Here is a 22,859-nt window from a genome sequence, read left to right as displayed (position 1 = left end):
TGCGCTGCGCAACATGCCCCGAACGCCGGATGGCCTTCGGGGCATTTTCTTGTCCGCTGCGCGCCGGTGCCGGACGCGTTATACGTTACGCGCCGAGCCTGCGCAGCAGGTCGCCCTCGTTCGCGACGAACCACACCGATTTCCCGCGATTGGACTCGCGAACGAGCGCGCGTAGCGCGTCGCTGCGCGCGAGCCAGCGGTCGATGTCGCCGACCACGCCGAGCCGCACGCCGTAGTTGACGAGTTTCTGCAGCACCGCGCCGGCCAGTCCGCTGTCGAGCCGGTAGAAGTCGTCGTGCAGCGCGTCGGCGGGGACCGCGACCCAGTCGGCTTCATGCTCGTGCGCGAGCGCGACGAGGTCGAGCGCATCGCTTTCCCGCTGCACGCGGCCGGCGGAAGGATCCAGGACCAGTACGCGGCTGTCGGCCGCCTGAACGATTCGGTGGGGCATGAGGGTTGGCTCCGTCGACATGATCGTCATGCCCCGCGCATCACTTGTCGACCAGCCGCTTCGGCACCGACAGTGCGAGCAGCCCGCCGAGCACGAGGAACCCCGCGAGCATGTACATGCCCGCATCGTTGACGCCCGTCGCCTGCTTGAGCCAGCCCATCAGGTAGGGGCTCAGGAAGCCCGCGAGGTTGCCGATCGAGTTGATCATCGCGATGCCGGCCGCGGCGGCCGCACCGCCGAGGAACGCGGTCGGCAGGCTCCAGAACAGCGGCAGCGTCGTCAGGATGCCGATCGTCGCGAGCGTGAGGCCGAGCATCGCGAGCGCGGTCTGGTGCGCCCAGACCACCGACAGCACGAGCCCCAGCGCACCGATCGCGGCCGGAATCGCGAGGTGCCAGCGGCGCTCGCGGCGCTTGTCCGCGCTGCGCGCGATCAGGATCATCGCGACCACCGCAGCCGCATACGGAATCGCCGACAGCAGGCCGATCGCGAACGTGTCGGTGACGCCCGTCGCCTTGATGATCGTCGGCAGCCAGAAGCCGACGCCGTAGAGCCCCATCACGAACGAGAAGTAGATCAGCGCCATCAGCCACACGCGCGGGCTCGACATCACGGCGCCGAGCGGCAGGTCTTCCTTCGTCGCTTCCTCCGCATCGACGTTGCGCGCGAGCAGCGCCTTTTCGTCGTCGGTCAGCCAGTTCGCCTTCGCGATCCGGTCGTCGAGCTTGAAGAACACGAGCACGCCGACCAGCACCGACGGGATGCCTTCCAGCAGGAACAGCCATTGCCAGCCGTGCCAGCCGCTGATGCCGTCGAACGCCTTCAGGATGAAGCCCGACAGCGGCCCGCCGATCACGCCGGACAAAGCGACTGCCGTCATGAAGAAGGTCGTCATCCGGCCGCGCCGGTGTGCGGGATACCAGTAGGTGAGGTAGAGGATCACGCCGGGGAAGAAGCCGGCTTCGGCGAGCCCGAGCAGGAAGCGCATCACGTAGAACATCGTGGGCGTCGTGACGAACATCGTCAGGATCGAGATCACGCCCCACGTCGCCATGATGCGTGCGATCCATACGCGCGCGCCGACCTTGTGCAGGATGATGTTGCTCGGCACCTCGAAGAGGAAATAGCCGAAGAAGAAGATCCCGGCGCCGAGCCCGTAGACGGTATCGCTCAGGTTCAGGTCGCTCGCCATCTGCAGCTTTGCGAACCCGACGTTCACGCGGTCGAGATACGCGACCACGTAGCACAGCAGCAGGAGCGGCGTGAGCCGCCACGACACCTTCCGGTAGGTTGCTTCCTCGAATGCGCCGGACGAGCCCGGCAGCGATTGCGTCGATGTTGCCATGTTGTCTCCTGTCGACCCAAGTTGGCGCTTTAGCGCTTACTTGGGTCCCATGCTATGCGGTCGACCCAAGTTGGCGCTTTAGCGCTTACTTGGATCCCATGCTATGCGGTCGACCCAAGTTGGCGCTTTAGCGCTTACTTGGATCCCATGCTTTGCGGTTTTTATGGTTGACCGGGGCCGATACATCGGCACCCGATCCGGTTTCGTGCGAAGCAATACATGAATGCCGTGCCGGCCGGTGAATCCCGACGCGGCACGCGAACAGCCCGGTGCGGCTAGATGCAGCGTCCGCCGTCGACTTCGAGGCAGACGCCCGTGATGAATTCGGCCTCGTCGGACGCGAGGTAAAGCGCCGCGTTCGCGATGTCCTGCGGGGTCGAGAAGCGGCCGAGCGGGATCGTCGCGAGGAAGCGGCTGCGGTTGTCGGGCGTGTCCTCGCAGCCCATGAACTCGGTCATCAGGGCCGTTTCCCCGAGCACGGGATTGATGCAGTTCACGCGGATGCGGTCGGCGCCGAGTTCGGCCGCGAGCGACTTGCTCGCGGTGATCATCGCGCCCTTCGTGCTGTTGTACCAGACGAGGCCCGGGCGCGGCCGCACGCCGGCCGTCGACGCGACGTTCACGAACACGCCGCCGCCCTGTGCGCGGAAGTACGGAACGAAGGTCTGCACGCACCAGAACAGGCTCTTCATGTTGACCGCGTACACGCGGTCGAACTCGGCTTCAGTCACGTCGAGCACCGGCTTGTTGCGGTGCGTGGTGCCTGCGTTGTTCACGACGATCTGCACCGAATGGAAATCGTCGAGCGCGGCCTGCAGCAGCGCGTGCCAGTCGTCCTGCTTCGACACGTCGCCCGCGACCGCGATCGCCTTGCCGCCCGCGAGCGCGATCTCGCTCGCGACGCGCTCGGCCGCCGCGCCGTTCAGGTCGTTGACGACGACGTTCGCGCCTTCGCGCGCATACGTCTTCGCGATGCCTTCGCCGAAACCCGAGCCGCCGCCCGTGACGATTGCCGTTTTGCCGCTCAACCGCATGGTGTGTCTCCTGTGCTGGTTATGAGAGTCGTCGTGTTGCGCGTGCGGCCGGCCGCTGCCGGCCGCGTTTCGCGTGCCGCGCGTTCAGCCGTGCCGGATCGCGATCGTCTTCAGTGCGGTAAAGCCGTACAGCGCCTCGAAGCCTTTTTCGCGGCCGTGACCCGAGTGGCCGACGCCGCCGAACGGCAGTTCGACGCCGCCGCCCGCGCCATAGTTGTTGATGAACACCTGGCCCGCGCGCAGGCGCCGCGCGACGCGCATCTGGCGCGCGCCGTCGCGCGTCCAGATGCCCGCGACGAGGCCGTACGGCGTGCCGTTCGCGAGTGCGACGGCTTCGTCTTCGTCGACGAAGCGCATCGCAGCGAGCACGGGGCCGAACACTTCCTCCTGCGCGAGCCGGTGCGACGGCGGCACGTCGCGCAACAGCGCGGGTGCCTGGTAGAAGCCGCTTTCGGGCGCGTCGGCGACGACCTGCCCGTGCGCGGCCATCGGAATGCCGTCGTGCTGCGCGTCGGACAGGAAATCCCACACGCGCTGCTGCTGCTTCGCGTTGATCAGCGGGCCGCAGTCGAGGTCGGCGCGGCTCGGGCCGACGCGCAGCCCGTTGAACGCGATGGCGAGGCGCTCGAGGAGCGGCTCGTAGACCGCACGCTCGACCAGCACGCGGCTGCCGGCCGAGCAGGTCTGGCCGCCGTTCTGCACGATCGCCGACACGAGCACGGGAAGCGCCGCTTCGAGATCGGCATCGGCGAACACGATCTGCGGCGACTTGCCGCCGAGTTCGAGCGTGACCGGCACGTGGTTCTCGGCCGCCATCTGCGTGACCAGCTTGCCGGTGGCCGGCGAACCCGTAAACGAGATGTGATCGATGCCCGGATGGCGCGCGAGCGCGGCGCCGGCTTCATGGCCGTAGCCGGTGACGATGTTGAGCGCACCGGCCGGCAGCCCGGCTTCGGCGGCCAGCTCGGCGACGCGCAGCAGCGACAGGCACGCATCCTCGGCCGGCTTGACGACGCAAGCGTTGCCGGCCGCGAGCGCCGCGCCGACGCTGCGCCCGAAGATCTGCATCGGGTAGTTCCACGGCACGATGTGGCCCGTGACGCCGTGCGGCTCGCGCACCGTCAGCACCGTATAGCCGGCCTGATAGGGGAGGGTTTCGCCGTGCAGCTTGTCGGCGGCGCCTGCATAGAACTCGAAGTAGCGCGCGAGCGCGGCCGCGTCGGCGCGCGCCTGCTTCAGCGGCTTGCCGGTGTCGCGCGCCTCGATCGCCGCGAGTTCCTCGATGGAATCGGCCACGCGCGCCGACAGCCGCATCAGCACGCGGCCGCGCTCGGCGGCGCTCGCGGCGCCCCATGCGCCTGCGAACGCATCGCGGGCCGCGGCGACCGCACGCTCGATGTCGGGCGCGGTGCCGCGCGCGATCGTCGCGAACGGCTGGCCGTCGGATGGGTCGACGACCGCGATCGTTTCCAGTTGCGCGGGCAACGTCCATTCGCCCGCGATGAAGTGCTTCGCCTCTTCCATGCCTGCTCCTGTCGACATGCAACGCCGCTTGTGGTTCGACGGCCGGACATCCGGAACGATTATCGCGCCGATCGTCATCCGGACGCCACCGGTCGATTGGCTATAATGGCGCATTCCGTTGAGGGACGCCTGCGGCGGTGCATCGGCCGCGGCGCCCTGTCCCGAATTCCCATCGACCTACAGAGAGCGCTCATGAGCTTCAATCATGTTCCGGCCGGCAAGGACCTGCCGCAAGATTTCAACGTGATCATCGAGATTCCCGCGCAAAGCGATCCGGTGAAGTACGAGGCGGACAAGGAGCTGGGCCTCCTCGTCGTCGACCGCTTCATCGGCACGGGCATGCGCTATCCGGTGAACTACGGCTACATCCCGCAGACGCTGTCGGGCGACGGCGATCCGGTCGACGTGCTGGTGATCACGCCGTTCCCGCTGCTGGCCGGCTCGATCGTGCGTTCGCGCGTGCTCGGCATGCTGCAGATGACCGACGAGTCGGGCGTCGACGCGAAGCTGGTCGCGGTGCCGCACGACAAGATCTGCCCGATGACGGCGAACCTGAAGTCGATCGACGACGTGCCCGAGTACCTGAAGGACCAGATCAAGCACTTCTTCGAGCAATACAAGGCGCTCGAGAAGGGCAAGTGGGTGAAGGTCGAAGGCTGGGCCGGCATCGAAGCCGCGCACAAGGAAATCACCGACGGCGCCGCGAACTACAAGAAGTAAGCGGCGCGCCGGCCCGATGGCCGGTTCGTGCGAAACGCAGACCGCGCGTGTCTCCTCAGGAGGCCGCGCGGTTTTGTTTTGCGCGCGAGGTTTTCTTGCGTGCGGAAGGCAATGCGGGCGCGGGCGGGGTGGCGGTATCCGGTGTGTCCTTCGCGCGTTTGGCGCGGCGACGGACAACGGAGATTTCGGTGGTTTCGGCGGATTTCGTGGCCGACGGACGGCGGCGAACCGGTGCGGGCGCGACGGCGTCGCGTCCGTTCGTGACGGGTTTGCTGCTGGCTGCCGACGTTTTTCTTTTCGACGACGGGGACGCGGCCTGTTGGTCTTTTTTTGCCGGTGTGCCGCGCGACGAGGTCTTTTTTACGACCGCATCGCCGCCGGTCTTCACGTTCTTCGCGATCGGCGCGGCTTTTGCCGCCTTTGGAGCATTGGCGGCTTGTCGGGTCTTCGCGGTTTTCGCAGACTTGATGGCTTTCTCGGCTTTCTCGGCTTTCTCGGCTTTCTCGGCTTTCTCGGCTTTCTCGGCTTTCTCGGCTTTCTCGGCTTTTGCGGCTTTTGCGGTCTTCGCGGCAGGCTGCTCCGTTTCAGCCGTCTTCGTCGCGCTATCGACGTTCTCCGCTTTTGCCTTCACCTTCTTCCGCCCGCGCGCCCCCACCTTCAACCCGGCAACCTCACCACTTCCGTCGACCGTCACACCAACCGGCAGCACCGATTCCAGCGTCCGCAACCCGGCCGCCAGCTCACGCTTCTGCGTGGGCGTGAGCCGCTTCACCCAGTATTCGGCGCGCGACGCGCTCGACCGGTCGGGCAGCGGAAACGACGCGAGCACCGCGCGCGGCTTGCGCGAGCGCGTGTAGCGTGCGCCCTTGCCGGCGGCATGCTCGTCGAAGCGCGCGGCGACGTCGGTCGTGATGCCCGTGTAGACGCTGTCGTCAGCGCATTCGATCAGATACAGAAACCAGGACATGGCAGGGCGGCGGGATGCGAAGCCGCCAGTGTCTCAGAAAAGTTGCGCGTCAACGCCACCGATCGCCGTGTCCGTCGCGGAAGCGGCTCGGCGCCGCGCCGAGTTCGCGCGTGAAGAAGCGCGTGAACGCGCTGGTGGACCGGAAGCCGACGCGCACGCCGATCTCGCCGATCGGCAATTGCGTATTCAGCAGCAGGTCGCGCGCCTCGCCGAGCCGCGCCTGCGCGACGAGCGCGTGAAAGCCGACGGCTTCGCGATGCAGCCGCCGGCGCAGCGTCCAGCGCGACATCGCGAAGCGCGTGCACACGTGCTGCATCAGCGTGTCGGTCGGCACGTCGGCGTCGTCGGAGGTACGCAGCCAGTCGCGCACGCATTGCTCGACGGACGAGCCGAACGTCGAGCGCACGCGAACCCGGTCGCGCGCGGCGTCGGCCGCATGACGCTGGATGCCGGCGAGCGGCGCGTTGTAGCGCTCGAACGGCGTGTCGAAGTGCGCGGAGCGCAGCACGATGCGGTTGTGCGCGGCGTCGAACGACACCGGCGCGCCGAGCATGTCGCGCAGCGCGGCCGCGGGCGCGAACGCACGACCGGCGAATTCCGCGTCGTCGACGCGCACGTGCGGATCGTACAGACGCGCGAGCGCCGCGAGGATCGCGAGGTTCGCGAGCGCGCTGCCCGCGTGCCGGCCCTCTCCTTCGTTCACGTATTCGAGCGCGATCGCATCGTCGTTCTCGTGCGCGAAGATCCAGTCGACGTTGCCGATCAGCTCGCGATAGTGCAGGTAACCGTGCAGCGCGTCGCGCAGCGTCGCCGCGTTGCACGTGACGCCCGCGAGCTCCGGGAACGGCACGAGCCACGGCACGGCCTGTGGCGGCGAGCGGTGCCAGGACAGCGGCCATCCGCTTGTCAGCCGCATCGCGGCGACGTGCCGGTCGCCCGCGATGCGGCGCGTGTCGTCGGCCAGTTCGGCCGGGCCGATGCCGAGCGTCTCGTACAGCGGCGCGATGTCGATGCCGTTCGCGCGCGCGTCTTCGCACAGCCAGCGGTAGATCCGGACGGATACCGATTTCTGTCGCAACTCCATGTCTGTCTCCCTGTCGTCATGCCGTTCGGGTTTGTCCCCGCTGCGAGAGGTCAACGCATGCTCCTGCCGGTCAAGCGTCGTGACCGGTCGATTTTTAGACTCGGACGCTGGAGTGTGGCGACAAGTACAACAGATCGATTCAGGAGGATCAATGAAAACTTCGCTGTTCCGGTGTTCGACGATCGCGTCCGCGTGCGCGCTCACGGTGTTGCTCGCGTCGTGCGGCGGCGACGACATTCACGCAGGTCCCGTCGCGCCGGCCGACCCCGATGCCGCTGCCGACCAGCGCGCGGCCTCGCTCGTCGCGCAGCTGACGACCGACGAGAAGCTGCAGCTCGTGCACGGCACGGGCATGCCCGCGCTCGACCTGGGCGGCCCGTTTCCGGCCGACGCGCTGAACGGCGCGAGCTACATCCCGGGCGTGCCGCGGCTCGGCATTCCGGGCGTCAGCAGCGCCGATTCGGCGGGCGGCGTGAACGTGAAGAACGCGCGCGTGACCGCGCTGCCCGCGCCGGTTGCGCTTGCCGCGACGTGGGACCCGGCGCTCGCGGGCACCTACGGCAAGCGCATCGCGCTCGAACTGCGCGCGCTCGGTTTCGCGGAAGGGCTCGGCGGCGGCGTGAACCTCGCGCGCGAGCCGCGCAACGGCCGCACGTTCGAATACATGGGCGAGGATCCGGTGCTCGCGGGCACGCTGAGCGCCGCGCGCACGCAGGCGACACAGGCGCAGAAGGTGATCGCGACGATCAAGCATTTCGCGTTCAACGACCAGGAAACCAACCGGATGACGGTCGATTCGATCGTCGACGAACGGACCATGCGCGAGGCCGAACTGCTCGCGTTCGAGATCGGCGTGAAGGACGGCCGGCCGGGCAACGTGATGTGCTCGTACAACAAGCTGAACGGTGTGTATGCGTGCGAGAACCCGTATCTGCTGACGACGGTGCTGAAGAACGAGTGGGGCTTCAAGGGCGTCGTGCAGTCGGACTGGGGCGCGACGCATTCGACGGTCGCGGCCGTGCAGGCGGGGCTCGACGAGGAACAGCCGGGCGCAGCCGACGACGGCAACGCGCCGCTCGGCTCGTACTTCAATACGAAGCTGCGCGCGGCGCTGCAGGCCGGCAGCGTGTCGGTCGCGCGGCTGAACGACATGGTGCAGCGCAGGCTGCGCACGCTGATCCGCATCGGCGTGATGGACGCGCCGCCGAAGGCGGGCGGTGCGATCGACGAAGCGGCGGGCAACGCCGATGCGCTCGCGATCGCGCGGCAATCCGCGGTGCTGCTGAAGAACGCGGCCGCGCCCGGCGATGCGCAGCCCGTGCTGCCGCTGGCGGCCGGCGTGCTCAAGTCGGTCGTCGTGATCGGCGGGCGTGCTGACGTGGGTGTGCTGTCGGGCGGCGGCTCGGGTGCGGTGCCGGCGATCGACGGCAATGCGGTGACGACCTGCCAGCAGCCGGCCGGCACGCTGTTCGGCGGCTGCGCGACCTGGTACAAGTCCGCGCCGCTCGCAGCGATCCGCGCGAAGGCGCCGAACGCGTCGGTCAGCTATCTCGACGGGACGGACGCGAATGCCGCCGCGACCGCGGCTGCGCAAGCCGATGTCGCGATCGTGTTCGCGACGCAATGGCAGACGGAAGGGCTCGACCTGGCGAGCCTGTCGCTGCCCGATGCGAAGGCCGATCCGTACAACCAGCAGTACGACCAGAACGCGCTGATCTCGGCGGTCGCGGCGAAGGCGAAGCGCACGATCGTCGTGCTCGAGAACGGCAGCCCCGTGCTGATGCCGTGGCTCGCGAACGTGCACGGCGTGCTCGACGCGTGGTATCCGGGCGTGCAGGGCGGCCAGGCGATCGCGGACCTGCTGTTCGGCGACGCGAACCCGTCGGGCCGGCTGCCGCTGACGTTCCCGAAGCAGGAGGCCGACCTGCCGCAACGGGCGATCGACCCGGCGAGCCAGCAGTCGGTCTATGCGGAAGGCCTTGCGTACGGTTATCGCTGGTTCGACGCGAAGGGGATCGAGCCGCTGTTCCCGTTCGGCTACGGGCTGTCGTACACGACATATGCGCTCTCCGGAATGACCACGCGGGCCGACGCATCGGGCAACGTGACTGTTGGCGTGACGGTGACGAACACGGGCGCGCGGGCCGGCGTGCAGACGGTGCAGATCTATGCGGCGCTGCCCTCATCGCTCGGCGAACCGCCGAAGCGGCTCGTCGGCTGGACCAAGGTTGCGCTGCAGCCGGGCGAAGTGCGCACGGTCAGCGTCGTGGTGCCGGCGCAGCGGTTTGCGACCTGGGACGTAGGCACGCATGCATGGCGGGTGAGCGCGGGCAGCTATACGCTCACGGCCGCCGCGTCGTCGCGCGATCCGCAGGCGCTGTCGCAGTCGGTGTCGCTCGCGGCGCGCTGACCGGCCGCATCATGTGCAGGGCAGGCCCGGGGCGGCGCCCCGGCCGGCCCTGCGCCGAATTCGCCCGATGCGGGCGGCGCACGAGCCGACTCGCGCTACTCGGTGCCGCGCCGGAACGGATCGTGTTCGCGCAGTTCGTCGACGTACGCGTGGATATGCTCGGTCTCGCGTTCGAGAAAGCGCGCGACCGCATCCGAGAACGCGGGGTGCGCGAGCCAGTGCGCGGAGTGCGTGACGGTCGGCAGGAAACCGCGCGCGAGCTTGTGCTCGCCTTGCGCACCGCCTTCGAACGTATCGAGCCCGGCCTCGATGCAGAATTCGAGCAGCTGATAGTAGGCCGTTTCGAAATGCAGGCAGGGCACGTGCTCGATCGCGCCCCAGTAGCGGCCGTACAGCGTGCCGCCGCCGTGCTCGCCGCGCCGATAGATGGCGAGCGCACTCGCGATCGGTTTGCCGTCGGCTTCCGCGATCACGAGCAGCAGGTTCTCGGGCATCGTCGCGCCGATCGTGCGGAAGAAGTCGAGGTTCAGGTACGGGCTCGAAAAGTGTTCGCGGTAGGTCTGCCGGTAGCAGCGCGAGAAGAAGCGCCAGTCGGCGTCGGTGATCCGGTCGCCGGTCAGCCGCCGGAACGTCACGCCCGCATCGTGCACCTTGCGCCGTTCCGCGCGGATGTTCTTGCGCTTCTTCTGCTCGAGCGTGGCGAGGAAATCGTCGAAGTGGCGGTAGCCGTCGTTGATCCAGTGAAACTGCACGCCTTCGCGCAGCATCATCCCCATCGATTCGAGGAGCCGCGCTTCGTCGCCAGTCGGGAACAGCACGTGCAGCGACGACACGTCGCTCTGCTCGGCGAATGCGAGCAGCGTGGCCGCGAGCCGGCGGCGCGCGTCGTCGTCGGCCGCGAGCAGGCGCGTGCCCTGCACCGGCGTGAACGGCACCGCGCACAGCAGCTTCGGGTAGTAGGGCAGGTCGTTGCGCTGGTACGCGTCGGCCCATGCCCAGTCGAACACGTATTCGCCGTACGAATGCTGCTTCGCGTAGACGGGCGCGGCGGCAACGAGGCGGCCGGTGCCCGCATCGGTCAGCGTGACGAAGTGCGGCGACCAGCCGGTGTCGTCGACCGCGCAGCGCGCGACGTGCAGCGCGTCGAGGAATTCGTGGCGCAGGAACGGCGTCGGCTGCGCGTCGCGCGCGAGCAGCGCGTTCCATTCTTCGGCCGGCACCTCCGCGGGGGACGACAGGATGCCCGTGCGATAATCGATGCGTTCGTGTTTCAAGCGTGAATCCGTACCGTTGGATGTTGCCGGATGCGTGCCGCCGTGGCCCGCGCCCGGTCGATTTCGTCAGCCGTTCAGGGCGCGCCGCCGGGCTGCGCCGATCCCGTCATGAAGACCCGACTCGCTCTCGCCCAGATCAACGTCACCGTCGGCGATTTCGCCGGCAACGTCGCGCGCATCGTCGCAGCCGCGCGCGCCGCGCACAACGATGGTGCGCACCTGATGGTCGCGCCCGAACTCGCGCTGTCCGGCTATCCGCCGGAAGACCTGCTGCTGCGGCCCGCGTTCTACGCGGCCGCCGCCGCCGCGCTCGACTCGCTCGCCGACGCGCTGAAGGCGTTCGACGGGCTCGCGGTGCTGGTCGGCCATCCGTTGCGCGGCGTGGGCGGCGATCCGCCGGGCGGCGCTCCGCTTGCGCCAGCCGTCGATGGTAATGCAAACCGCCCGATCGAGCGCGGCGTGCCGCCCACCGACACTTTCAACGCGGTGTCGCTGATCGTCGGCGGCGAGATCGTCGGCACCTACCGCAAGCAGGATCTGCCCAACGCCGAGGTGTTCGACGAGAAGCGCTATTTCGCGACGGACGCCGAGCCGCTCGTATTCGAGCTGAACGGCGTGAAATACGGCGTGATCATCTGCGAGGACGCGTGGCACGCGTCGGCCGCGCAGATCGCGAAGGCGGCCGGCGCGCAGGTGCTGCTGATCCCGAACGGCTCGCCGTACCACATGAACAAGGAAGCGGTGCGCATCGACATCCTGCGCGCGCGGATTCGCGAGACCGGGTTGCCGATGGTGTACGTGAACCTCGTCGGCGGCCAGGACGAGCTCGTGTTCGACGGCGGCTCGTTCGTGCTCGACGCGCAGGGCGCGCTCGTCGCGAAGATGCCGCAGTTCGACGAAGGGCACGCGATCGTCGAATTCGACGGCGCGCGGCCGCTGCCCGGCGCGATCGCGCCCGAGCTATCGACGGATGCGCAGGTGTACCGCGCGCTCGTGACCGGCGTGCGCGACTACATCGGCAAGAACGGATTTCCCGGCGTGCTCGTCGGGCTGTCGGGCGGTGTCGATTCGGCGCTGGTGCTGGCCGTCGCATGCGATGCGCTCGGGCCCGAACGCGTGCGCGCGGTGATGATGCCGTCGCGCTTCACGGCCGACATCTCGACCACCGATGCGGCGGAGATGGCGCGGCGCGTCGGCGTGCGCTACGACGAGATCGCGATCGCGCCGATGTTCGACGCGTTCCGCGCGTCGCTCGCGGGCGAGTTCGCGGGCCGCGCGGAAGACGCGACCGAGGAGAACATCCAGGCGCGCATCCGCGGCACGCTGCTGATGGCGCTGTCGAACAAGTTCGGCTCGATCGTGCTGACGACCGGCAACAAGAGCGAGATGGCGGTCGGCTACTGCACGCTGTACGGCGACATGGCCGGCGGCTTCGCGGTGATCAAGGACATAGCGAAGACGCTCGTGTACCGGCTCTGCCGCTATCGCAACGAGACGGCCGACTACGGGCTGCGCGACGTGATCCCCGAGCGGATCCTGACGCGCGCGCCGTCGGCCGAGCTGCGCGAGAACCAGACCGACCAGGACAGCCTGCCGCCGTATGACGTGCTCGACGCGATCATGCGGATGTACATGGAAGAAGACCGGCCGCTCGCCGAGATCGTCGCGGCCGGTTACGCGCAGGCCGACGTCGAACGCGTGACGCGGCTCATCAAGATCAACGAATACAAGCGCCGCCAGGCGCCGATCGGCATCCGCGTCACGCATCGCGCATTCGGGCGCGACTGGCGTTATCCGATCACGTCGCGCTTTACCGAGCGTCTCGACTGACCCGTGCGCGGCTTACCGCACGGCTTACAATCGGGATCGCGATTTTTCATCCAAACGAGCATTGAGGGACAACCATCATGAAACGCATCACAGCCATCATCAAGCCGTTCAAGCTGGACGAAGTCCGCGAAGCGCTCGCCGAAGTGGGTCTCACGGGCCTGACCGTGACGGAAGTGAAGGGCTTCGGTCGCCAGAAGGGGCATACCGAGCTGTATCGCGGCGCCGAATATGTCGTCGACTTCCTGCCGAAGATGAAGATCGAGGTGGTCGTCGCGGAAGCGCAGGTCGACCAGGTGATCGACGCGGTGATCGGCGCGGCGCGCACCGGCAAGATCGGCGACGGCAAGATCTTCGTGTCGGACGTCGAACGCGTGATCCGCATCCGTACCGGCGAAGAGAACGAAGCGGCCGTCTGAGCACCGTATTCGTCAGTGGGCCGTGCGAAACCGGCCCGCCAATAAAAAACGGTGCGATACCCGGTTGGGTACCGCACCGATACGCGCCTCTCGCAGCAGCGTGGAAAGTGTTGCCGAATCGTTCTTTGGACGGCGCCTGATCAGAACAGGTGCTGGATGCCGGCGTAGACGCCGGTCTGGCTGCCGCCCGGATGCGGGTTGCCGGTCGACACGGCCGTGCCCGCGCCGTTGGCGTTCAGGCCGAAGTTGGCCGTCGAGCTGTTGCGCACCGTCGCGACCTGCACGTCGAACAGCGTGCGCTTCGAGATGTTGTACGTGCCGCCGACCGTGTAGATGTTCGCGTTGCCGCCGCCGTGGTTCGCGTTCACGTGATACACGGCCGCGATCAGCGCCGCCGCCGGCGTGGCCTGCCACGTCACGCCGCCCCAGACCTGCTGGGTGCCGGTGATGCCGGCGTTCTCGGGCGGGCCGCCGCTGCCATCCGCGTGCGACGACTGGTAGGCGGCCTGCAGCTTGAACTGGCCGAGGAACACGTTCACGCCCGCGAAGTATTCACGCGAGTATTTGAAGACGTCGGAGAACCTGCCGTTGGCGTCGCGCACTTCATCATAGATGCCGCGCAACTGGAACAGCGAGTTCGTGTAGGTGATCTGCGCACCGGCAGCGCGACCGTCCTTCGTCGAATCAGTGTTGCCGTTGAAGCTGGTGGAGTTCGAGAATGCGAACTGGCCGTAGAAGTCGAAGCCGTAGAGCTGCGGCGACTGGTACGACACGTTGTTGCTGGTCTTGTTCCAGTTGCGGCCGCGCACGAGCGATGCCGACGACCAGCTCGACTGGCCCAGCGGATCGAAGTCCCACACGCCGTTCGCGATCGCGAGTTCGCGACCGAACAGCAGCGTACCGTAGCGGTCGTTCGAGATGCCGACCGTCGCGAAACGATCCCAGATCGAGCCGGACGTACCGAGGCCGCCGTTCATCGTGTTGAACGCGCCTTCGAGGTGGAACAGGACCTTGTTGCCGCCGCCGATGTCCTCGCTGCCCTTCAAGCCCCACAGGCTCGTGCCCCAGTCGCCGCTTTCCGCGCGTACTTGGTGGCCGTTTTGCAGGCCGTTCAAGTACTCGATGCCGGCATCCAGACGGCCATACAGCGTGACGCTGCTCTGCGCGTGCGCCGTCACCACCCCAGCAGCCATCAGCGCGGCCGCGACCAAAGCTTTCTTCATCATCTCCTCCATACCCTGTCAAAAAGTCAACCCAGACTGCACGAGATGCCCGGAGCGCGAGCGCCGGGCAAAAGCGGGATAACCAGGGAGACCTCGTGCAGGGCCGGTAAGCGCGGCACGCGGGCAAGCAGACGGAAAACCGTTGAGCGGTCCCGCGCAGCCGGGTCGGCCTGCGGGGTCTCCTTGTTGTGTCGTGAAGCTAAACTACATTTCACGAACTTCGTTTTGCTACTTTGGTTACTAATTTAGCAAAAATACAATTTTGTGGCGATGGAAATCGTTGTTTGACTAACACCTGTCGCCAATTTGCCATGCAACACAGTGCGCAACGGGTGGCATAGGGGTTCGCAATTACCGGAAAACCCTTGTCCCGCAAGGGAGACATGAATTCCGCGTACATGGGTCAAGGATTGCCACTATTGACGTTGCAGAGGCGCGGGCGTAAGCGCGAAAGACGTGAAATCGGTAAGTGTTTCGTAATGATTCGGCGGCCGCCGGATGCCGCTGTCCGTGCCTGCAACGCCCGCCGCATAAGGCGTGCGGCTGCGGCGTATCGAGTTCAGCCCGGGCCCGGCCGTGCGTCGAGCAGCTGCGCGCGAATCCAGCGGTGCGCATCGGTGCGCGCATGCTTCGCGTGCGAGTAGACCTTCAGCGTGTAGCGAGGGATTTCGAACGGCGCGGGGAAGATGCGGATCGGCGCCGCGTGCCGCAGCGCCTGCGCGGCGCGGTTCGGCACGGTCATCAGGAGTGCGGATTCCGCGATCACGAACGGCGCGGCGAGCACGGTCGGCAACTGCACGGCGACCTGCCGCGCGAGGCCGAGCCGGTCGAGCACGTAGTCGACGACGCCGCGCGCTTCGTTCCACGGCGTGACGACTACGTGGCGGGCCGCCAGGTACTGGTCGAGCGTCAGCCGCCGGTGGATGTCCGGATGCGCGGCGCTTGCGATCACGACGTAGTCGTCGGAGAACCAGTCGAAATCCTCGATACCCGGCGCGTCGGCCGTCGATTCCTCGTGGTAGCCGAGCGCGAAATCGATGCGGCCGGCCGCCAGCTCGTCGACGGAAATCTTCCGGTCGGAATGCACGACGCGGATCCGCAGCCGCGGCGCGACGTGCTGGATGCGCGCGAGGAACGCCGGCAGCACCGCGAATGCCGTGTAGTCGGTCGCGGCGAACACGAACGTGCGATCGCTTTGCGCGGGATCGAAGCGGCGCGCGCGGGCGAGCCCCTTCGACATCGCGTCGAGCGCGTCGCCGGCCCACGTGGCGATGTCGTCGGCGCGCACGGTCGGCTGCATCTCGTTGCCGAGGCGCACGAACAGCGCGTCGCCGATCGCGTCGCGCAGCCGCGCGAGCGCGTGGCTCAGTGCGGACGGGCTCATTGCAAGCTCGTGCGCGGCCGCGGCGACCGACCGGTGGCGGTACAGCGCGTCGAACGCGAGCAGCAGGTTCAGGTCGAGACGGCGCAGGTCGGGATGCATCATGTTCAGGTCAAGATGAAGAAACTGCACTTCCTGCAGGCATGGCATGAACGTAGCATGACGGTCTGATCGGCGCCAGCGCGGCTGCGCGGCGCCGTTTTCCGTTTCAAGTCCGGGCCGGAGGAGGGCTCAACCCGTGCAAATCGACATCCGTACTGCCACCGTCGCCGACGTGCCGCTGATCCTGCGTTTCATTACCGAGCTGGCCGTCTACGAGAAGGCGGAGCACGAAGTGATCGCGACACCCGCGTCGCTCGAGCGCAGCCTGTTCGGCGAAGGGTCGCCGGCGCGCGCGCTGGTGTGCGAGGTCGACGGCGAGCCGGCCGGCTTCGCCGTGTATTTCTTCTCGTATTCGACCTGGCTTGCCCGGCAGGGGCTGTATCTCGAGGATCTGTACGTGTCGCCGCGCTTTCGCGGCGCGGGCGCCGGGTTGCGGCTGCTGAAGGCGCTCGCGCGGATCGCGGTCGAATCGGGCTGCGGGCGATTCGAATGGAGCGTGCTCGACTGGAACGAGCCGGCGATCCGTTTCTACGAGAGCGTCGGCGCCGCGCCGCAGAGCGAATGGGTGCGTTACCGGCTCGCGGGCGACGAACTGCGCGCGTTCGCCGACGGCGCGCCGGTGAGCGCCGCGTAAACGCAAAACGGGCGCCCCGCGGGGCGCCCGTTCGCACGTCGTGCGTTGCGTACGTTACGTGCGTTACTTGAGGCTGCCCGACAGGAACCCGCGCAGGCGTTCGCTCTTCGGGTTGGCAAACACCTCTGCCGGCACGCCTTCTTCCTCGACGCGGCCCTGGTGCAGGAACATCACGTGGTTCGACACGTTGCGCGCAAAGCCCATCTCGTGCGTGACGACGATCATCGTGCGGCCTTCCTCGGCGAGCTTCTGCATCACCTTCAGCACTTCGCCCACCAGCTCCGGGTCGAGCGCCGACGTCGGCTCGTCGAACAGCATCACGTCCGGGTGCATCGCCAGCGCGCGCGCGATCGCGACGCGCTGCTGCTGGCCGCCCGACAGGTGCGACGGATACTGCTTCTCGACGCGCGGCGCGAGGCCGACCTTCTCGAGATATTCGCGCGCGCGATCCTCGGCTTCCTTCTTCGGGATGCCGAGCACGTTCACCGGTGCTTCCATCACGTTCTCGAGCACGTTCATGTGCGACCAGAGATTAAAGTGCTGGAACACCATCGACAGCTTGGTACGCACGCGCTGCAACTGCTTCGGATCGGCCGCGCGCAGCGCGCCGGCCTTGTCGAGGGCGGTGCGCACTTCCTCGCCGTCGACGAAGATGCGGCCGGCGTTCGGCTGTTCGAGGAAGTTGACGCAGCGGAGCATCGTGCTCTTGCCGGAGCCGGACGAGCCGATCACGCTGATCACGTCGCCGGCGTTCGCCTTCAGCGACACGCCCTTGAGCACCTCGTTGCTGCCGTAGCGTTTGTGGAGATCGTCGACGAAAAGCTTCTGGGTCTGGGAATTCATCAATAGTCCTGCGGAAACTTACTTGCCTTGCGGGCGCAGATACGCGAGCCAGCGGCGCTCGGCCTGGCGGAACAGCCACACGAGCGCGAACGAGATCACGAGGTAGAGCAGGGCGGCGATGCCGAACGCGTGGAACGACATGTAGGTGGCCGAGTTCACGTCGCGCGCGATCTTCAGGATGTCCGGCACGGTCGCGGTGAACGCCACCGTCGTCGCGTGCAGCATCAGGATCACTTCGTTGCTGTACAGCGGCAGCGCGCGGCGCAGCGCCGACGGCAGGATCACGCGGCGATACATCGTGAACGGCGTCATCCCATACGCGCGCGCGGCTTCGATCTCGCCGTACGACGTCGCCTTGATCGCGCCCGCGAAGATCTCGGTGGTGTACGCGCAGGTGTTCAGCGTGAACGCGAGCAGCGTGCAGTGCATCCCGTCGCGGAAGAACGCGTCGAGCATCGGCGTGCCGCGCACGGCCTGCAGGCTGTAGAGGCCCGTGTAGCAGAGCAGCAGCTGCACGTAGAGCGGCGTGCCGCGGAACACGTACGTATAGAGCCACACGGCGCTCGACAGCCACTTCCTCTTCGATACGCGCGCGACCGCGAGCGGTACCGACAGGCAGAAGCCGAGGCCGATCGACACGACCAGCAGCCACAGCGTGATCGCGACGCCGGTGATGCGATAGCCGTCGGTGTAGAGATAGTTGCGCCAGTATTCTTGGATGAGTTCGATCATAGGTCAGCCTTGCGGACACCGGTCGAGTAGCGCTTTTCGAGCCACATCAGCACGAAGTTCGAGATCGTCGTGATGGCGAGGTAGACCGCTCCCGCGATCAGCGTGAAGAAGAAGAACCGCAGCGTGCCCTTGCCGGCGTCCTGCGACGCCTTCACGACGTCGGCCAGGCCGATGATCGACACGAGCGCGGTCGACTTCACGAGCACCTGCCAGTTGTTGCCGATGCCCGGCAGCGCGAAGCGCATCATCTGCGGGAACATGATCCGCGTGAACACCTGCCAGTTCGTCATCCCGTACGCGCTGCCGGCCTCGAGCTGGCCGCGCGGCACCGACAGGAACGCGCCGCGGAACGTCTCGGTGAAGTACGCGCCGTAGATGAAGCCGAGCACGAGCACGCCGGCGAGGAACGGGTCGATGTCGATCTGGTCCCAGCCGAGCGCGTCGGTCGCGATGTTCAGCCAGATCTGCAGGCTGTAGAACAGCAGCAGCATCAGCACGAGGTCGGGCACGCCGCGGATCAGCGTCGTGTAGACGGTGCCGATGCCGTGCGTCACGCGATTGCGCGACAGCTTCGCACCCGCGCCGAGCAGACCCAGCAGGAACGACAGCGCAAGCGAAAGCACCGCCAGTTTGACGGTTTGCCAGGTGCCTGCGAGGATCAGCGGGCCGTAACCTTGTAGAAACATATGTGGTCCCTGGTGTGGTCCCTGAGGGCGCACGCGGTGCGCCGCGAAAGACGCGCCCGCCAAGCTGCGCGGAACGCCCCGTGCGTATCATGACCGTCCGCCCCGGCAACGGTGCCGGGCCAGCCCGTCGCGCGAGCGGCGGGCAAGGGGGCGGGCGGCGCGTGGTTGACTGCCTGTACTGCCCGGACGCAGGGCCGCCCCCGCATCCGTTGCTTCTTCTTGTCGGCGCTCAGCGGGCCGAAGCCGAATAGACGCTGAACGAGAAGTACTTGTGCGACAGCCGGTCGTACGTACCGTCCTTGTGCATGTCGGCCAGCGCGTTGTTGATCTTGAGCTTCAGGTCCGTATCTTCCTTGCGCAGGCCGATCGCGGTGCCGTCGCCGATCGTTTTCGGATCCTTCACTTCCGGCCCGGCGAATGCGAAGCCCTTGCCGCGCGGCGTGCGCAGGAAGCCGTAGTCGGCCTGCAGTTCGTCCTGCAGCGTCGCGTCGAGGCGGCCCGAGCCGAGATCGGTATAGACCTGGTCCTGATTCTGGTAAGGAATGACTGTCACGCCCTGCGGTTCCCAGTACGCCTTCGCGTAGGTTTCCTGCGTCGAGCCCTGCTCGACGCCGACGCGCTTGCCTTTCAGCGACGCGACCGTCGGCAGCAGCGGCGAGCCGGTCTTTGCGATCATCCGCGCCGGTGCGTCGTACACCTTGTCGGAGAAGTCGATCTGCTCGCGGCGCTTGTCCGTGACGGTCAGCGACGACACGATGACGTCGTACTTCTTCGCCTTCAGCGCCGGGATGATCCCGTCGAGGTCCTGCGCCACCCACACGCATTTCACGTTGATCCGCTTGCAGATCTCCTTGGTGAGATCGACGTCGAAACCGACGATCTCGCCGCTCGGCGCGGTCGACTCGAACGGCGGGTAGCTGGCATCGACGCCGATCCGCACGGTCTTCCACTCCTTCGCGAAGGCGCTGCCCGCCACGAGGGCGAGGGCGGCGCACAGGGCGGCCTTCTTCATTTCCATCCTTCTGTTGCTGACTTTCCGGGGGCGCTCGCGGCCGGTCGGACCGGGCGCCGCGGCGTATTCTAGACGGCCAAAATTCGCCGATCGGCGTTCTGGCGATGGCGGCCGCCGGACGGGCGAACGCCAAAAGGGCGGTATTTTACCCGAACGCGATACCCGGAAAACGGCAATCCGGCGCGATCGATCGATTCTTCGATTCTTCGATTCGGCTGTTGCGACAATCGCGGTATTCGCAACGAATATTTCGGCAATTGAATGTGCGGGTGCAACGATGCGGTGCGCGGGCGGCGGATTGTGGCGCCGTCGGCGCGCCCCTACAGTGGAGGTAAACCCGAAAAGAGACCCCGCCTCCCGGAGTGCCCGCCCCATGTTCCAGATCCGTCGTGCCGCCGATCGCGACCAGCGCAGCCACGGCTGGCACGAATCCCATCACAGCTTTCCCGGCGCCGCCGGTCGCGGCGGCGCGCCGGCGTTCGGCGCGCTGCGCGAACTGAGCGAGGAGTGCATCGCGCCGACCCGCGGTTTCGGCATGCGTCCGTACCGCGATGCGGAAATCGTCACCTACGTGCTCGACGGCACGCTTGCGTACCGCGACAGCCTGGGCAGCGGCGCGATCGTCCGCGCGGGCGGCGTGCAGCGCACGAGCGCCGGCACGGGCATCCTGCTGAGCGAAACCAACGCGTCGCGCGACCGGCCGCTGCGCCTGCTGCGGATCCGGCTCGCAGCGGCCGGGCCGGGCGGCCGGCCCGGCTATGCGCACACGCGCTTTGCCGACGACGAGAAACGCGGCCGGCTGCGGCTCGTCGCGTCGCCGGACGGCGACGACGGCTCGCTGCCGGTGCGCGCGGATGCGCGAATCTTCGCGGGATGGATCGACGGGGACGAGCGGGCGGCGTTCGACGTGCCGGCCGGCCGCCGCGTTTACGCGCATGTGGCGCGCGGCGAGGTGGAGATCAACGGCCGCGCGCTGGCGGCGGGCGATGGCGCGGGCATCGGCGGCGTGGACGCGGTCACGTTCGCGCGCGGCCGCGCGGCCGAGGTGCTGCTGTTCGACGTCGCGTGAAACAAAAAAAAGGGGACGCGGGCCGGTGCCCGCGCCCCCTTCGGCGCCGCTCCGCGGAGCGGCCTGCCGGCTTACTGCGCCGGCGCCGACGCGCCCTTGGCCGCGCGATGCTGTTCCCAGCGCTCCTTCATCTTCTCGTGGCGCTGCTGCATCTGCGCGTACTGCTGCTTGAGCGCCGTGCTGACCGTGGTCTTCTGCTGGTCGTTCAGTCCGTTGTAGAACGCGAGCCACGCGGCGGACGTCTGCTCGCGCAGTTGCGTGTTCTGCTGTTCGGCCTGCTGGCGCGCGGCGTGCATCGCGTTCAGGTCGAGGATCGGCTGGTTCTGCTGCGCCTTGAACTGCTCGCGCATCTGCTCGTGGCTCTTGCGCATCGCATCACGGTTCTGCTTCATCGTGTTGACGGCCGTCTGCCATTGCTGTTCCTGCGACGCGTTGAGCTTCAGCTGGTCGTGCAGTTTCATGATTGCGCCGAACGGGCCGCCGTCGTGCCCGTGCATCTGGTGCATGCCGGGGCCGCCCGGCGGCGGCATGTCGGTGGGCTGCGCGGCATGCGCGGTGCCGAATGCGAGGGCGAGCACAGTGGCGGCCGCGATGGCCACGCGGGAAGTCTTCTTATACATTTCAGAAACTCCTTGTATCCAGAGGGTCCGGCGATGCGATACGGGGAAAGCCGCGTACCGCATCCGGTAAGACGCAGGTTAGCGATGCCGGCCCCGGCCGGTGTTACGTGGGGCGGCAGCCCGGTTACCGCGCATTACAGTTCCCTTGCGCGGTAACCCGCAGTAACCCTTTCATCCCTTTGTTTCGTTCTTCGACTCCGCCCTCGCGCGGTAAACTTCGAGCCATGACTACCCAGATCCTCATCGTCGACGACGACCAAGAACTCCGAGACCTGCTGCGCGACTATCTCGTGCGCCAGGGGATGGAAGTGTCCGTGCTGCACGACGCGGCGACGCTCGAGAAGCGTCTCGAGCGCGAGCGGCCCGACCTGATCGTGCTGGACCTGATGATGCCGGGCGTGGACGGCCTGACCGCGCTGCGCCAGTTGCGCGCGGCCGGCGACGACATTCCCGTGATCATGCTGACCGCGCGTGCGGACGACGTCGACCGCATCGTCGGGCTCGAACTCGGCGCGGACGACTACCTCGGCAAGCCGTTCAACCCGCGCGAGCTGCTCGCGCGCGTGCAGGCCGTGCTGCGCCGCCGCCGCGCGACGCCGTCGGCGGCCGCGCCCGAACAGCGCGAACCGTTCGCGTTCGGTCGCTTCGTGCTCGACTTCCAGGCGCGCACGCTGTCGGTCGACGGCAAGCCGGCGACGCTGTCGAGCAGCGAATTCGCGCTGCTGAAGATCTTCGTGAACCATGCGCTGCGCACGCTCACGCGCGAGCGGCTGCTCGAGCTGCTGCACGGGCCCGAGTACGACGGCACCGACCGCGGCATCGACGTCCAGGTGTGGCGCCTGCGCCGCATCCTCGAAACGGATCCGTCGACGCCGCGCTTCATCCAGACGGTCCGCGGGCGCGGCTACGTGTTCGTGCCCGACGGCGAGGCCCATGCGCAAACCCATTGATTCGCTGTTCGGGCGGCTCGCGCTGCTCGTCGTCGGCGTCCTGCTCCTGTCGCACTTCGCGTGGTTTTTCGCGATGCGGCTCGAGCGCAACCAGATGCAGACGCGCTACGCGGTCGAGGAGGCCGCGTTCCTGGTCGACGCGGTGCGCCAGCACGTCGAACGCACGCCTGACCAGCCGTTGCCGTCGCGCGTGCGGCTCGTGACGCCGGACAGCGCCGACGTGCCGAACGGCGATCTGTCGAACCTGCCGGCGGCGCTCAAGCGGTTCCGCGACGATGTCAGCGAGCGGATGCCGCCCGGCACGCGAGTCGAGATCGGCGCGCCGGGCCATCCGCCGGTGCTGTGGGTCAAGGAGCCGACCGACCGCAACTGGATCGTGGTGCCCGTGCAGCCGCTGCGTCCGCCGCGCTCGCTGGACCGGATGCTGTTGTGGCTTGGCACGATCTTCTCGGCCGGCGTGATCGCCGCGCTGTTCGCGGCCTGGCAGCTGCAGCAGCCGCTGCGCTCGCTCGCGCGCGCGGTCGCGCGCTTCGGCCGCGGGCAGCCGGTGCC

Annotated in this window: 21 protein-coding genes and 1 pseudogene; 8 read left to right on the top strand and 14 right to left on the bottom strand. The window is 67.5% G+C overall.

Features of this window, described 5'->3' with window-relative positions; all coding sequences use genetic code 11:
- Positions 1-85: 85 nt before the first annotated feature.
- The 4 genes from ACPUER_RS29100 to ACPUER_RS29085 all read right to left on the bottom strand — a co-directional run bounded on the left by ACPUER_RS29100 (position 86) and on the right by ACPUER_RS29085 (position 4,354).
- A complete protein-coding gene (locus ACPUER_RS29100) occupies positions 86-451 on the bottom strand; it encodes a DUF4180 domain-containing protein (protein WP_425132771.1) in 366 nt (121 codons plus the stop codon).
- Positions 452-491: 40 nt separating this feature from the next.
- Entirely contained in the window at positions 492-1,796 is a 1,305-nt protein-coding gene (locus ACPUER_RS29095) for an MFS transporter (RefSeq protein WP_175962802.1), read from the bottom strand.
- A 275-nt stretch (positions 1,797-2,071) separates the two neighbouring features.
- Positions 2,072-2,830, bottom strand: coding sequence for an SDR family oxidoreductase (locus ACPUER_RS29090; RefSeq protein WP_175962803.1), 759 nt, complete (start codon positions 2,828-2,830; stop codon positions 2,072-2,074).
- A gap of 84 nt (positions 2,831-2,914) precedes the next feature.
- Complete coding sequence (locus tag ACPUER_RS29085; RefSeq protein ID WP_425132770.1) at positions 2,915-4,354, bottom strand: aldehyde dehydrogenase family protein; 1,440 nt, start codon at positions 4,352-4,354, stop codon at positions 2,915-2,917.
- Between the two features lie 192 nt (positions 4,355-4,546).
- Between ACPUER_RS29085 and ppa the strand changes: the two genes are divergently transcribed.
- Positions 4,547-5,074, top strand: coding sequence for an inorganic diphosphatase (gene ppa, locus ACPUER_RS29080; RefSeq protein WP_034178734.1), 528 nt, complete (start codon positions 4,547-4,549; stop codon positions 5,072-5,074).
- A gap of 55 nt (positions 5,075-5,129) precedes the next feature.
- On the opposite strand, the gene ACPUER_RS29075 is transcribed toward ppa, so the two are convergent.
- Together ACPUER_RS29075 and ACPUER_RS29070 are read right to left on the bottom strand one after the other, a co-directional pair.
- The gene (locus tag ACPUER_RS29075; RefSeq protein WP_425132769.1) at positions 5,130-6,041 is read right to left on the bottom strand and encodes a GIY-YIG nuclease family protein; all 912 of its coding nucleotides are present in this window, start codon (positions 6,039-6,041) and stop codon (positions 5,130-5,132) included.
- A 49-nt stretch (positions 6,042-6,090) separates the two neighbouring features.
- Positions 6,091-7,125 carry a helix-turn-helix domain-containing protein gene (locus tag ACPUER_RS29070; RefSeq protein WP_425132768.1) on the bottom strand — a complete coding sequence of 345 codons (1,035 nt, stop codon included), beginning with the start codon at positions 7,123-7,125 and terminating at the stop codon, positions 6,091-6,093.
- 151 nt (positions 7,126-7,276) lie between these two features.
- Between ACPUER_RS29070 and ACPUER_RS29065 the strand changes: the two genes are divergently transcribed.
- Positions 7,277-9,535 carry a glycoside hydrolase family 3 C-terminal domain-containing protein gene (locus ACPUER_RS29065; RefSeq protein ID WP_425132767.1) on the top strand — a complete coding sequence of 753 codons (2,259 nt, stop codon included), beginning with the start codon at positions 7,277-7,279 and terminating at the stop codon, positions 9,533-9,535.
- Between the two features lie 95 nt (positions 9,536-9,630).
- Here the strand turns inward: ACPUER_RS29065 and ACPUER_RS29060 are convergent, their stop codons facing one another.
- Positions 9,631-10,809: a GNAT family N-acetyltransferase gene (locus tag ACPUER_RS29060; protein ID WP_310138889.1), complete on the bottom strand. Its 1,179-nt coding sequence runs from the start codon at positions 10,807-10,809 to the stop codon at positions 9,631-9,633.
- 108 nt (positions 10,810-10,917) lie between these two features.
- On the opposite strand from ACPUER_RS29060, the gene ACPUER_RS29055 reads away from it, so the two are divergent.
- Positions 10,918-12,639: an NAD+ synthase gene (locus tag ACPUER_RS29055; RefSeq protein WP_425132766.1), complete on the top strand. Its 1,722-nt coding sequence runs from the start codon at positions 10,918-10,920 to the stop codon at positions 12,637-12,639.
- A 77-nt stretch (positions 12,640-12,716) separates the two neighbouring features.
- Positions 12,717-13,055 (top strand): P-II family nitrogen regulator, encoded by a 339-nt coding sequence (locus ACPUER_RS29050; RefSeq protein ID WP_006398637.1) that lies wholly within the window; start codon positions 12,717-12,719, stop codon positions 13,053-13,055.
- 140 nt (positions 13,056-13,195) lie between these two features.
- Here the strand turns inward: ACPUER_RS29050 and ACPUER_RS29045 are convergent, their stop codons facing one another.
- Both ACPUER_RS29045 and ACPUER_RS29040 read right to left on the bottom strand, forming a co-directional pair.
- Complete coding sequence (locus ACPUER_RS29045; RefSeq protein WP_425132765.1) at positions 13,196-14,281, bottom strand: porin; 1,086 nt, start codon at positions 14,279-14,281, stop codon at positions 13,196-13,198.
- Positions 14,282-14,837: 556 nt separating this feature from the next.
- Positions 14,838-15,764, bottom strand: a complete 927-nt coding sequence (locus tag ACPUER_RS29040; RefSeq protein WP_425132777.1) for a LysR family transcriptional regulator — start codon at positions 15,762-15,764, stop codon at positions 14,838-14,840.
- 133 nt (positions 15,765-15,897) lie between these two features.
- Between ACPUER_RS29040 and ACPUER_RS29035 the strand changes: the two genes are divergently transcribed.
- Positions 15,898-16,395, top strand: coding sequence for a GNAT family N-acetyltransferase (locus ACPUER_RS29035; RefSeq protein WP_072440889.1), 498 nt, complete (start codon positions 15,898-15,900; stop codon positions 16,393-16,395).
- A gap of 63 nt (positions 16,396-16,458) precedes the next feature.
- Here the strand turns inward: ACPUER_RS29035 and ACPUER_RS29030 are convergent, their stop codons facing one another.
- The 4 genes from ACPUER_RS29030 to ACPUER_RS29015 all read right to left on the bottom strand — a co-directional run bounded on the left by ACPUER_RS29030 (position 16,459) and on the right by ACPUER_RS29015 (position 19,668).
- Positions 16,459-17,238 (bottom strand): ABC transporter ATP-binding protein, encoded by a 780-nt coding sequence (locus ACPUER_RS29030; protein ID WP_175962812.1) that lies wholly within the window; start codon positions 17,236-17,238, stop codon positions 16,459-16,461.
- Positions 17,239-17,256: 18 nt separating this feature from the next.
- Complete coding sequence (locus tag ACPUER_RS29025; RefSeq protein ID WP_034184765.1) at positions 17,257-17,970, bottom strand: ABC transporter permease; 714 nt, start codon at positions 17,968-17,970, stop codon at positions 17,257-17,259.
- Positions 17,967-18,656 carry an ABC transporter permease gene (locus ACPUER_RS29020; RefSeq protein WP_034184766.1) on the bottom strand — a complete coding sequence of 230 codons (690 nt, stop codon included), beginning with the start codon at positions 18,654-18,656 and terminating at the stop codon, positions 17,967-17,969. The genes ACPUER_RS29025 and ACPUER_RS29020 overlap by 4 nt, the downstream gene beginning before the upstream one ends.
- A gap of 229 nt (positions 18,657-18,885) precedes the next feature.
- Positions 18,886-19,668: an ABC transporter substrate-binding protein gene (locus tag ACPUER_RS29015; RefSeq protein WP_143155758.1), complete on the bottom strand. Its 783-nt coding sequence runs from the start codon at positions 19,666-19,668 to the stop codon at positions 18,886-18,888.
- 373 nt (positions 19,669-20,041) lie between these two features.
- Between ACPUER_RS29015 and ACPUER_RS29010 the strand changes: the two genes are divergently transcribed.
- Positions 20,042-20,737 (top strand): pirin family protein, encoded by a 696-nt coding sequence (locus ACPUER_RS29010; protein WP_425132764.1) that lies wholly within the window; start codon positions 20,042-20,044, stop codon positions 20,735-20,737.
- A gap of 71 nt (positions 20,738-20,808) precedes the next feature.
- Here the strand turns inward: ACPUER_RS29010 and ACPUER_RS29005 are convergent, their stop codons facing one another.
- Complete coding sequence (locus ACPUER_RS29005; protein WP_425132763.1) at positions 20,809-21,357, bottom strand: periplasmic heavy metal sensor; 549 nt, start codon at positions 21,355-21,357, stop codon at positions 20,809-20,811.
- A 224-nt stretch (positions 21,358-21,581) separates the two neighbouring features.
- Here ACPUER_RS29005 and ACPUER_RS29000 point away from each other — a divergent pair, with 224 nt between their 5' ends.
- Positions 21,582-22,307 carry a response regulator gene (locus tag ACPUER_RS29000; RefSeq protein WP_009693256.1) on the top strand — a complete coding sequence of 242 codons (726 nt, stop codon included), beginning with the start codon at positions 21,582-21,584 and terminating at the stop codon, positions 22,305-22,307.
- Positions 22,291-22,859, top strand: a pseudogene (locus ACPUER_RS28995) (ATP-binding protein); the annotation flags it as partial. The gene ACPUER_RS29000 and the pseudogene ACPUER_RS28995, both read left to right, overlap by 17 nt.

Source organism: Burkholderia sp. DN3021 (genome assembly GCF_049805555.1).
Taxonomy (GTDB): domain Bacteria; phylum Pseudomonadota; class Gammaproteobacteria; order Burkholderiales; family Burkholderiaceae; genus Burkholderia; species Burkholderia pyrrocinia_C.
This window is presented reverse-complemented; position numbering and strand designations above follow the sequence as displayed.